The following is a 10631-nucleotide window of genomic DNA, read 5'->3' on the forward strand; positions in this document are numbered from 1 at the left end:
ACCAGGATCTGGTCGGCATGGCGCACGGTCGACAGGCGGTGGGCGACGACAAAGGTGGTGCGGCCCTTCATCAGCCGTTCCAGCGCCTCCTGGACCTTGACCTCGGACTGGGTGTCGAGCGCCGAGGTGGCTTCGTCAAGCAGCAGGAGGGGGGCGTCCTTCAGGAAGGCGCGGGCGATGGCGATGCGTTGCTTCTGGCCGCCCGACAGCCTTGAGCCGGCTTCGCCCACCCGGGTGTCGTAGCCCTCAGGCAGGGCTTCGATGAATTCGTCGGCGGCGGCGTCGCGGGCGGCGCGGCGTATGTCGTCGTCGCTGACCGCGATGTTGCCGTAGGCGATGTTGGCGCGGATGGTGTCGTCGAACAGGAACGGGTCCTGGGTCACCAGGGCGATGCGGCTGCGCAGGGATTTCAGGCCGATATCGCGGTGGCTGAGGCCATCGAAGCGGATATCGCCGTCGCTCAGGTCGAAGAAGCGCGGCAGGAGGTTGAGCAGGGTCGACTTGCCCGAACCGGACGGTCCGACCAGGGCGACGCTGGCCCCGGCCCAGGCGGTGAAGTTGATATCGCGCAGGATTAGGGTATCGCCGTAGGCGAAGCTCGCCCTTTCAAACGTCACGGTCTGGAAGTCGCGCGGCAGTTCGGCGGCACCGGGCTTTTCGGTGATTTCGGGTTGGATATCGAGCGCTGTGAACAGGCGGCGCGAGGCGGCGATGCCGACGCTGAGCGTGCCTTGCAGACCGGCCAGCTGGCGCAGGGCCTGGCCGGCGGTCAGCAGGGCGACGAGGAAGGCAAAGAAGCTGCCGGCGGTCATGGCGCCGGCTTGCGCCCGCCAGCCGACATAGGCCATCAGCCCGGCCAGGAGGAAACCGGTCAGGACTTCGGTGGCCGGCGCGGCCATCGATCGGGCGTTGGCGCCCTTGACCAGGTGTGTCTGACGGCGGTCGATGACGGTCTTGACGCGGTGCTCTTCGAAGCTTTCCTGATTGGCGACCTTAACGATACGGATACCGTCCAGGCTTTCCATGATGGCCGTCGACAGGGACGAGGTCTCGTCCATCGCGCCCTGGGCGGCCTTGCGCGTTTGTTTCAGGTATTTCGACATGACGGCGGCAATGACCGGTCCGGCCAGCAGAACCGCCAGGGTCATTGGCCAGTCCAGCGTCAGCATGGCGTAGAGACTGCCCAGCACGATCAGGCTGGCCTGGACGTAGTTGACCAGACCGGTGGACGCGGCTTCGCGCACCAGGTCGGCATCATAGAGGACGGATGACAGGTATTGGCCGGAATGGGCCTTTTGCAGCCGGCCAAGATCGGCATGAACCAGGCGCGAGAACAACTGACCCTGGATGCGGCCGACCAGACCGTTGCCGATGAGGTTGAGCGTGGTCGTCAGACCGCGCTGGGCGACGAAGCGGATCAGGGCGGCGATGGCAATGACGGCGGGAACCCACAGCAGCGGCTGGGCCAGCACGAAGCCGGGCAGATTCTGCGTGCCGTCGGGAATGCCGAACAACAGATTGACCGACGGTTCCAGCCACTTCGTCATAACGGTGGTTGTCGCCGCGACGACGGCGGCGCAGATGACGGCGAAGCCCAGGCGTGCCTTGTGCGGTTCCAGATACTGAGTCCACACCCGCACCATCAGCGCCTTGGGGCGCATGTCGGCGGGGGCGGTGGGAACAGGCTTCATAGGCGGCTCTGGTACGTTAAGCTCTGGCAAAATGTCTCCGCGCGGTTATATAGGCATTTCCTGAGGCCTGTCGCGTCTTTATGTGTTAACCGGACCCACGTTTTTGAAGCTTTTTCCCAAGAAAATCCACGCCAAGCCCTTCCGTACCGACACGGGGTGGCACCGTTTCTGGACGCGGATGCACTTCCTGTGGGCGGACCATGCCTATCTGAGGCTGGGCTTTACCAATGCCCACTGGATCGGACCGGACATGGTGCGTACCAACCAGCCGTGGCCGTTTCAATTGGCGTCATGGAAGAAGAAGGGGATCCGGACCGTCATCAACCTGCGTGGCGGGAAAGGATCCTTCTACTATATGGAGAAATACGCCTGCGAGAAGCTGGGCCTGATCCTGGAGGATTTCGGTCTGACCTCGCGGTCGTTGCCGACAGCCCAGGAAATGCGCGATGCCAAGGCGCTTTTTGAGCGCATCCAGTATCCGGCCCTGCTGCATTGCAAGTCGGGCGCCGACCGCGCCGGGATGATGAGCGTCCTGTACTGCCATTTTCATCTGAAGCAGCCGATCGAGGTGGCAGCGCAGCAGTTGTCGATGAAATATCTGCACATGAAGGCCGGGATGACCGGCGTTCTGGACCATCTGTTCGAAGTCTATCTGCGCGATGTGGCGCCCACAGGCGTTGCGTTTTACGACTGGACCCAGTCGGAGGCCTACGATCCGGCGGCGATTAAGGCGAACTTCACCGCATCGTGGTGGGGGACATTGATGACGGAAAAGCTGCTGCGGCGGGAGTAGTCAATCGTCGGAGAGCATGGCGTCGATGTCGCGCATGCCATGGATGATGGTGACGATTTCGATGACATCCTCCACGTATTGGAAGAAAATCAAATAGGTTTTGTGTGACAAGCTGCGCAAGCCCGGCGCAAGGTCATCGCGCGGATGCCCTAATTTCCCCGGCAGGAACGCCAGGCTGTCACACCGGTCGACAAGGGCTTCGGTAAAAGCTGCGGCTATTCGAACCTGCCCGCTCTCTGTGGCTATGTAATCGAAAATGTCGAAGAGGTCCTGCTCAGCCTGACGAAGGTACTTAACCCTTCGCATCAGGTTTCCAGCCGGGCATGTGCTTCGGCCTTGCGGGCCAGTGATGCCCTGATATCCGCGCTGCTTAGGTCCCCACCTTCGGCAATCGCGGCCTGAACGTGTTCGCGCAACGCCTTGAGTTTCGTCTCGCGCTCTTCGACGAGGCGCAGGCCTTCGCGAACCACTTCACTGACGGAGGCATAGCGGCCTTCCTGAACCACCTGGTCGATAAAGCTTTCCCAGCGTTCGCCAACGGATACGTTCATGGTATGTCTCCTCTGCGCCTAAATTACACCAATAACAGAAATTGCGCAATTTTTGTTATTGGTATGCTGACTCGCCGCTTACGAACAGGCGCATCATACCCAACGACACGCTTGCAGATAATCGCTTAGGTTCCCTGTTACACAACAAGGAGACTTCCCATGGCAAGCGCCACCCAATCATCCGGCAACAACACCCTGACCATCGTTCTGGCCGTTATCATCATCGCTATCCTGGCCGTCGGCGCCGTTTTCCTGATGCAGGATAACCGCTCGGGTTCCGAGCGCGTCGGGGATGCCGTCCAGGCCCTGCCGAACGGTGTCGACAACGCCGCTGACAAGCTGGGCGATCAGTCGCCGGCTGAAAACGTCGAGCGCAATGTCGAGAAGGCTGTCAACTGATACGCTAAAGGCCGGGAGCGTTCCCGGCCTTTGTTTTATTCGCCCGCGGTGGTCGGGTCGATCAGCTTGTGCGCATGGATCACGAAGTAGCGCATCAAGGCGTTGTCGACCGTTGCCTGGGCCTTGGTGCGCCAGGCCTTGACCGCCTCGGCATTGCTGGCATAGGCGCCGACGAACTCGACCTTCGTCAGGTCCTTGAAGGTGGTGCCGGTCAGATCGGTCAGCTCGCCGCCGATCACCAGATGCAGTAATTGCTTTGTCGCCATAATCGTCTCTTGGGTTACATTTCGCGGTTTACAGGGCGCTGAGATGGGCGCAGCGCCGGATGATCTCGGGGAACAGCGCCGGCCCCGAACAGATCAGGCTCGGTTTCAGGCTGTCGATAGCATTGAATTCGTAAGGATTTCCCAAATGGTCGCTGACGATCGCGCCGGCTTCCTGGGCAATCAGGGTAGCCGCTGCGACGTCCCAGTCGCGCTTGGGGGTCAGGGCGATGGTGAAGTCCGCCCGGCCGCACGCCACGCAGGCCATACGATAAGCCACGGACGGCCGCGAATGGACGCTGAGGCGCGGCCATGGCACCGGCCAGATGTCCTTGCCGAACAGGCGGGAATCGCCCAGCACCTCGGCGTCCTCCAGAGAGGTCCGGTCAGTGACGTGGATGAGCTGGTCGTTGAGGCGCGCGCCGTGACCGGTCGCGGCGCTGAACATTTCGCCGGCATCGGGCGCATAGACAACCGCCGCGATCGGCTTGCCGTCCTCGACCACCGCCAGGGCGATGGTCCAATACGGACTGCCCTTGGACAGGCCCATGGTGCCGTCGATCGGATCCAGCACGAAGGTACGTCTGGCACCGAGGCGCTCAACATTATCGGGCGACTCTTCGCTTTGCCAGCCATAGTCCGGACGCGCTTCTTCCAGCGCCTCCTTCAGCCACAGATTGACCTCGGTATCGGCGTTGGTGACAATGGAGCCGTCAGCCTTGTAGCTGGTGATCAGGCCGTGGCTCTTCAGGTGCTGGGCCAGGGCGCCGGCGCGGCGCACCTTGTCGACGATCAGGTCGAGATCCGAGGCCTGCACCGCCGTGGCCATCACTTGCCCCCTACGCTCAGGCCGTCGATCAGAAAGCCGGGCGCGTCAACCGTGCCACGTATGTCCAGGTCGCTGGCGGGGACCAGGCGGGCATACATGTCGATCAGATTGCCGGCGACGGTGATTTCGTTGACAGGATACTGGATCTCGCCGTTTTCGAACCAGAAACCCGACGCCCCGGCTGACCAGTCGCCGGTGTCGGAATTGACCGACGGGCCGAACATCGAGGTGACCACGACGCCTTTTCCGGCATCGCGCATCAGATCCTGCGGAGATGACGGGCCGGGTTGCAACACGACATTGTGCGTCGACACTCCGGACGGGCCGGCCAGCGAGCGCGAGGCGTGGCCTGTCGAGGCCATCCCAAGTTGTTTGGCGGACGCCGTGTTCAGTAGCCAGGTGGTCAGGACGCCGTCCTTGATCAGTTCGGTGCGGCGGGTGGCGACGCCTTCGTCATCGAACAGGCCGGAGCCCAGGCCGCGCATGCGGAACGGGTCGTCGACGATCTGGACGTGCGGCGCGAAGATCGCCTGACCCAGCTTGGTTTTCAGGAAACTGGAACCTCGGGCGATCGCGGTGCCCGAAATCGCGCCCAGGAACTGGCTGATCAGCGACTTGGCGATGCGGCGGTCGAAGAAGACGGCGGCCTTTTGCGTGTCGACCTTGCGGGCGCCCAGCGCTGCCAGGGCGCGCTCGGCTGCGATACGGCCGATGTCGGCGACGTCGGGCAGGTCCGCGGCATAGCGGGTCGAGCGGCCTTCGCCGTCGCGTTCCATATTGCCGTCGGCGTCGGTGGCGATAAAACGACCCGACTGAAAGAACAAAGAGGTGTTGTGGGAACCTTCGAAACCGTCCGAGGTCAGCAGGGTCCACTGGTTCTGGGCGTAGCCAGCCGAGGCGGCATCGCTTTGCAGGGACTCCGACAGGGCCAGGCCAGCGGCTTCGATATCGAGCGCACGCTGTTGCAGGTTTTCGGCCGACAGATGCGTGGTGTCGCACATCTGCAGATCCATCATCGCCCGGTTGATCGGGCGGTAAAGTCGGGCGGGATCGGCCAGGCCGGCATAGGGATCGTCGGGCGCCAGCCGGGCCATGGCGATGGCGCGGTCGACCGTACGATCCAGCGTGGCCTTGGAAAATTCCGAGACGGACACAACCGCCTGCTTGCGGCCGACGAAGACGCGCAGGCCCAGGTCGGCGGTTTCGTCGCGTTCGACGTTTTCGATTTCGCCCTTGCGCACGCCCACACTGAGCGCACGTGAAACGGCAAAGACGGCTTCGGCGGCATCGGCGCCGGCCGCGCGCGCCGCAGCGAGCACGCCATGGAGGCGTTCCAGGGAAGTGTCCGGCATGGCGGAATCAGCGTCGTTTCGCGTTTGCAACATAGATAGGGATATAGGCCTTCCTCCCGTAGGGGTGCAAGTCTCGTTTGTGACGAAGCGGTGACGACGGTAGCCCAAAACCCTTCCGTTTAGCGAAATGTTCAGACAGGCGTGATAATTACGGCCTTACAGCGTAAAATCAGAACGTTTTGCGAAGGGGCCGCCGAAACTTGATGACCGAAGATATCGCGCCAGCCGTTCTCTCCCGCTATGCGGCAAGGTCCGCCCAAGTCAGCCAGCCTTTACTGCGTCTGTGGTACGCAATATCGGGCGAAACGCCCAGCAACGACGCCTGGTCGGGCGAAGAGATGGGGGTGACGCGGCGCGATGAAGCCGTCGCCATGGCCCAGGTGACGCGACGCTATCTGTTGATCGCTGCTGTCTTCTTTTCTTACATGTGCCTTTCGCGGATATTCCGCGAAACCGGCATGAACATGGTCATCCTGGCCGTGACCAGCGCCGTGACTGCCGTCACCGCCATCGTCTTTCAGCGCCTGAGCCTGCGCCATCGCGACGACCCCCGTCTGCCCGAGATCGGCAGCGGCATCGTCAATCTGTTGATGATTGCTAACCCGGTCGCCTACCAGCTTCTCCATTTCGACCAGAGCCGGATGATCAACTTCCTGTTTTTGTTCATCATGTTTGCTATTTCCGGGGCCTCGTTCCGCGTCCTTCTGGCGTCCAGCCTGGCCTGCTATACTGCCATGATGACGGTAGGGATGGCCAAGATGCCGGACGGCATGACCGTCTACGCCTGGACCTCGCTTGGCGGCCTGGCCATGGCTATCGGCATGGGAAGCGTGGTGCGTCTGACCCTGTACCGGGCGGTACGTGCGCGGGTCGTTGCCGACCGCCTGCGCGAAGAGGCCCAGATGCTGGCCGACTGCGATGTCCTGACCGCCTTGCCGAACCGCCGCAGCTTTTTCCGTGAGTTGGAGCGCAATCTGGCCGTCCTGCGGGCGCGCAAGGTACCCTTCGATCTGGCCCTGATCGACCTGGACGGTTTCAAGCCGATCAACGACCTTTATGGCCACAGTGTCGGCGACCATCTTCTGGTCGAGGTCGGCGAGCGTCTGCGCCAGATCTGTGGAATTACCGGTTTGCCGGCGCGCATGGGTGGTGACGAATTCGCCATCGTGCTGGCCGGCCAGCGTTCGGAAGACGAACTGAAGGCCTTCGGTGCCCAATTATGCGATGCCTTGCGCCAGACCTATCACCTGTCCGGGGTCAATGCCAACATCTCGGGCTCGGTGGGCTTCGTGCATTGCGACGACGCCAGTGTATCGACGTCGCAGTTGCTGGAGCGCGCCGACTATGCCCTGTACTACGCCAAGCAGAACATGCGCGGGGCGCCGGTGATCTTTACCGAGCGCCACGAGGCCGAGATGCGTGACTTCAGCCTGGTCGACCAGACCCTGCGGGGCAGCGACCTGGATGCCGAGTTTTCGATCGTCTTCCAGCCTCAGGTCGATATCGTCGAAAACCGCACCGTCAGTTTCGAAGCTCTAGCGCGTTGGGACAGTGCCCGCCTGGGTGTGGTCCGTCCGGACATCTTCATCAAGGCGGCGGAACGGTCGGGCCTGATCACCCAGATCACCCAGATCCTGCTGAGCAAGGCGCTGAAACACATGGCCGAGTGGCCGGAAGAGATGCGCGCCTCGTTTAACCTGTCGGCGCGCGATATCCGCTCGGCGACGGCAATTGCCAACATCTGCGATACGGTCGAGCGCAGCGGCATCGATCCGCGCCGCATCGAGTTCGAGATTACCGAAACCGCCATGCTGACCGACTTTGACCAGGCCTGCGAAGCCCTGTCGCGGCTGAAGGTCATGGGGGCGCGGATTGCGATCGACGACTTCGGTTCGGGCTACTCGTCGCTGGGTTACCTGCACCGGCTGCCGGTCGACAAGATCAAGATCGATCGCAGTTTCGTGGTGCAACTGGTCAAGCACGGTACGACGTTGAAGATCATCAAGACGATTATCGACCTTTGCCGCAACCTGCATCTGGAGTGCGTCGTCGAAGGTGTCGAGACCGAGGCTGAACTGAACAATCTGCGTCAGGTCCGAGCGCGGTATATCCAGGGTTACGTGTTCAGCAAGCCCATGCCGGCGGGAGAAGTGGCCGGGTTTCTGGCGACCGAAGGTGAGCGCCTTTCCCTGGCCGGTTGAGGCCTGCAACGCTAGCATTAGCTCCTGGCCCTGCGCGTTAAGTGGGTTTTGCACGATGGCGCGATGTGGTGTATATCTCCCGCAAAGCACATTAAAGTTGCAAAAAAAAAGGGGGGAATTCTATGTCCAAGCTTCTGGTAACGCTGCCTGTCGTCCTTTTTCTGGCCAGCCCGCTGGCGATGGCGCAATCGACGTCTCAGGGGGCAACCGAAGTCATTATCAAGGGCGTCCTGCGTCCCAAACCGGCGGAGAACATTCCGCCGCCGCCGCTGGAACTCTTTGTTCAAACGCCGCGCGTCGAACATATTGCCCTATCTGCCGATGGCAGCCGGTTTGCCTTCGTCACACGCAAGGGCGGGCTGCGCCTGCTGACCACCTATAACGTCAACGATGCGTCCGACAGGTCGATCCGGCTGAGCGAGGACCCGCTATCGGCTATTGCCTGGCTGGACAACGACCATATCATGCTGTCGGACACACAGACCGGTATACGCGGCACCTGTCCGGCGGGCGCGGTCCATACATTGAAGACGGCTCAGGCCGTGTCCGACTATTCATACATCATTGTTGAACCCATATCGGATCGCTTGGGCATGGACAACGGCGCGGCGGGGCGCGCGGCTAATTTGGGCAAAATCATTGCCCTGACCCCGCCGGCGTGCGCCGACTATGGGGTGCGCTCGCAGGATGCTGCATCGATTGTGGATCTGCGCAACAGCACTTCCATCAGTCTTGGCGACAAGATGGTCGGGGATTACAACCACCTCCCGCTTGGCCTGCCCAAGCCGGTGATGATCGACGGCAAGATGCAACTGGCCGGCGGCTTCCTAGAACTGCGCGACAAGTCGATTGCCGGTCAGGTGGCACAGCGTGTTTATCTGTGGCGTGTTGACCCCGACACAGGCCTTGGCCGCATGATTGATGACGGCGGCGGCGATCTCGACCGGCTGGGGCGCTATGTCGACGACTGGCTGGTCGACAGCGCAGGTCAGCCGTTGGCGAGAGCGCATTACAGCTACCTGGATACCACCTTTCGCATCGAGATGAAAAAGGACGGCAGGTGGAAGCCAGTGCTGACGCGCAAGATCGAGTCGAAGCAAGGCACCGTCGCGCCTCTCCTTGTCGGACTTGGGCGGGATGGCGTTTCGCTGCTGATCTTGGATATGGTGCATAGTCCTGACGGATCGCGCCGCTTCCACTACTACGAGTTGTCAGCCGACGGGAAACTGTCCGAAGCTCTCGATTCCGGGGATGCGACACGCGACCGGCCGATCTTCCATCCGGAAACCGGCGCCCTTGCCGGCCTGGAGCACGACGGCGAGAGAACGACCTATACCTTCTTCGACCCCGATCTGGCCGAATACTACAGGCTGGCTATCGAAGCCGCGCCCGGCAAGGCCGTTCGCGTGGCCGCCATGGCGCGCGATCCGCACCAGATGATCCTGTTCGCGCAAGGCAGCGATGATACTGGCGCCTGGCACTATTTCGATTTTGTCGCCGGTAAGCGGGTCGATATCGGCCAGCAGTATCCGTCCGTTCCGCCGGAGTGGGTGGCCTCTCAGCGACCTGTGCGGTACAAGGCGGCCGACGGGCTGGAGATCGGCGGACTTCTGACCTTGCCATCTCAGGGCGAGGCGACGAAGCGTGCGTTGATCGTCCTGCCGCATGACGGGCCCCTGGCGCACGATGCGCGCGGTTTCAACTGGCTGGCTCAGGTCCTGGCTTCGCGGGGCTATCTCGTTCTGCAACCCAATTATCGCGGGTCGGATGGCTATGGCCTCCCCTTGACTGAGGCCGGTTATGGCCAATGGTCCGGCCGCATGCTGAGCGACATGGATGATGGGGTGCGTTATCTGACGCAACAAGGCATCATCGATCCCAAGCGGGTCTGCATTATCGGTCAGGGGTATGGTGGCTATGCTGCCTTACGCGGGGCCGACGGTGATGGCCCATATCGTTGCGCCGTGGCTATCAACGGTATTTCTGATCCCGGTGACTATGCGGCGAATATGAAGAAATACGCTCCGGCGGATGATATGGCGGGGCTGATGGCCGATGCGAAACAGTCGCGTGCCTTTCGGACCGACCCCGCATCTCCGGAGTTGTTAGGCCGCTATTTCGGCAACGCAACACCGTCCAGCATCATGGCAACATCGATTCAGGTGCCGACGCTGCTCGTTCACGGCGAACGCGACAAAGTTGTGCCGCCCGACCAGAGCCGTACCTTGCGTGACGGCGGCCAAAAGACCGGGCAGGCGATATCCTATGTCGAACTGCCCGATTGCGACCATGACCTGAGCACAGAAGGCTGCCGTTTGGGAGCCGCACAGGCGGTGGTCGATTTTCTGGCGCTGAACAATCCCGCGAAATAGGGGGCGATGGTTAGGCACAACGCGAGGACTTAGCCGGTACAGGCCAATGGGCCTTCCCATCCGAAAACCTGGAGGCGGCGAGACCCGGTCATCCGCCGACAAGGCCCATTGTCTGTCGCAGCCACGGCACGGGCCGCCACGTTAGAGCGCGTTTCGATCCGGAGGAATCGAATCGGCGCT

Annotated in this window: 10 protein-coding genes; 4 read left to right on the top strand and 6 right to left on the bottom strand. The window is 61.9% G+C overall.

Annotated elements, in window-relative coordinates; all coding sequences use genetic code 11:
* Positions 1-1691, bottom strand: a 1691-nt coding sequence (locus tag ABI_RS19495; RefSeq protein ID WP_040309884.1) for an ABC transporter ATP-binding protein, incomplete at its 3' end; no start/stop codon positions are given.
* Between the two features lie 103 nt (positions 1692-1794).
* On the opposite strand from ABI_RS19495, the gene ABI_RS19500 reads away from it, so the two are divergent.
* Positions 1795-2484: a protein-tyrosine phosphatase family protein gene (locus ABI_RS19500; RefSeq protein ID WP_006274791.1), complete on the top strand. Its 690-nt coding sequence runs from the start codon at positions 1795-1797 to the stop codon at positions 2482-2484.
* Here ABI_RS19500 and ABI_RS19505 read toward each other — a convergent pair whose 3' ends face one another.
* Positions 2485-2790, bottom strand: a complete 306-nt coding sequence (locus ABI_RS19505) for a type II toxin-antitoxin system RelE/ParE family toxin (RefSeq protein ID WP_006274792.1) — start codon at positions 2788-2790, stop codon at positions 2485-2487.
* The gene (locus ABI_RS19510; protein ID WP_006274793.1) at positions 2790-3035 is read right to left on the bottom strand and encodes a type II toxin-antitoxin system ParD family antitoxin; all 246 of its coding nucleotides are present in this window, start codon (positions 3033-3035) and stop codon (positions 2790-2792) included. The genes ABI_RS19505 and ABI_RS19510 overlap by 1 nt, the downstream gene beginning before the upstream one ends.
* Positions 3036-3194: 159 nt before the next feature.
* Here ABI_RS19510 and ABI_RS19515 point away from each other — a divergent pair, with 159 nt between their 5' ends.
* Complete coding sequence (locus ABI_RS19515; RefSeq protein WP_006274794.1) at positions 3195-3434, top strand: hypothetical protein; 240 nt, start codon at positions 3195-3197, stop codon at positions 3432-3434.
* 35 nt (positions 3435-3469) lie between these two features.
* On the opposite strand, the gene ABI_RS19520 is transcribed toward ABI_RS19515, so the two are convergent.
* The 3 genes from ABI_RS19520 to ABI_RS19530 are packed head-to-tail and all read right to left on the bottom strand — an operon-like array spanning position 3470 to position 5878.
* Positions 3470-3700: a DUF4170 domain-containing protein gene (locus tag ABI_RS19520; RefSeq protein ID WP_006274795.1), complete on the bottom strand. Its 231-nt coding sequence runs from the start codon at positions 3698-3700 to the stop codon at positions 3470-3472.
* Between the two features lie 28 nt (positions 3701-3728).
* Positions 3729-4526: an inositol monophosphatase family protein gene (locus tag ABI_RS19525; RefSeq protein ID WP_006274796.1), complete on the bottom strand. Its 798-nt coding sequence runs from the start codon at positions 4524-4526 to the stop codon at positions 3729-3731.
* Entirely contained in the window at positions 4526-5878 is a 1353-nt protein-coding gene (locus tag ABI_RS19530; RefSeq protein ID WP_006274797.1) for a TldD/PmbA family protein, read from the bottom strand. The genes ABI_RS19525 and ABI_RS19530 overlap by 1 nt, the downstream gene beginning before the upstream one ends.
* A gap of 203 nt (positions 5879-6081) precedes the next feature.
* Here ABI_RS19530 and ABI_RS19535 point away from each other — a divergent pair, with 203 nt between their 5' ends.
* Both ABI_RS19535 and ABI_RS19540 read left to right on the top strand, forming a co-directional pair.
* A complete protein-coding gene (locus ABI_RS19535) occupies positions 6082-8079 on the top strand; it encodes a putative bifunctional diguanylate cyclase/phosphodiesterase (RefSeq protein ID WP_006274798.1) in 1998 nt (665 codons plus the stop codon).
* A gap of 122 nt (positions 8080-8201) precedes the next feature.
* Positions 8202-10451 (top strand): alpha/beta hydrolase family protein, encoded by a 2250-nt coding sequence (locus tag ABI_RS19540; RefSeq protein ID WP_006274799.1) that lies wholly within the window; start codon positions 8202-8204, stop codon positions 10449-10451.
* Positions 10452-10631 lie beyond the last annotated feature (180 nt).

Source organism: Asticcacaulis biprosthecium C19 (assembly GCF_000204015.1).
GTDB lineage: Bacteria > Pseudomonadota > Alphaproteobacteria > Caulobacterales > Caulobacteraceae > Asticcacaulis > Asticcacaulis biprosthecius.

Coding starts and splice junctions, on each gene's coding strand:
- ABI_RS19505 (WP_006274792.1), bottom strand. CDS start 2,790: ATGCGAAGGGTTAAGTACCTTCGTCAGGCTGAGCAGGACCTCTTCGAC.
- ABI_RS19510 (WP_006274793.1), bottom strand. CDS start 3,035: ATGAACGTATCCGTTGGCGAACGCTGGGAAAGCTTTATCGACCAGGTG.
- ABI_RS19515 (WP_006274794.1), top strand. CDS start 3,195: ATGGCAAGCGCCACCCAATCATCCGGCAACAACACCCTGACCATCGTT.
- ABI_RS19520 (WP_006274795.1), bottom strand. CDS start 3,700: ATGGCGACAAAGCAATTACTGCATCTGGTGATCGGCGGCGAGCTGACC.
- ABI_RS19525 (WP_006274796.1), bottom strand. CDS start 4,526: ATGGCCACGGCGGTGCAGGCCTCGGATCTCGACCTGATCGTCGACAAG.
- ABI_RS19530 (WP_006274797.1), bottom strand. CDS start 5,878: ATGCCGGACACTTCCCTGGAACGCCTCCATGGCGTGCTCGCTGCGGCG.
- ABI_RS19535 (WP_006274798.1), top strand. CDS start 6,082: ATGACCGAAGATATCGCGCCAGCCGTTCTCTCCCGCTATGCGGCAAGG.
- ABI_RS19540 (WP_006274799.1), top strand. CDS start 8,202: ATGTCCAAGCTTCTGGTAACGCTGCCTGTCGTCCTTTTTCTGGCCAGC.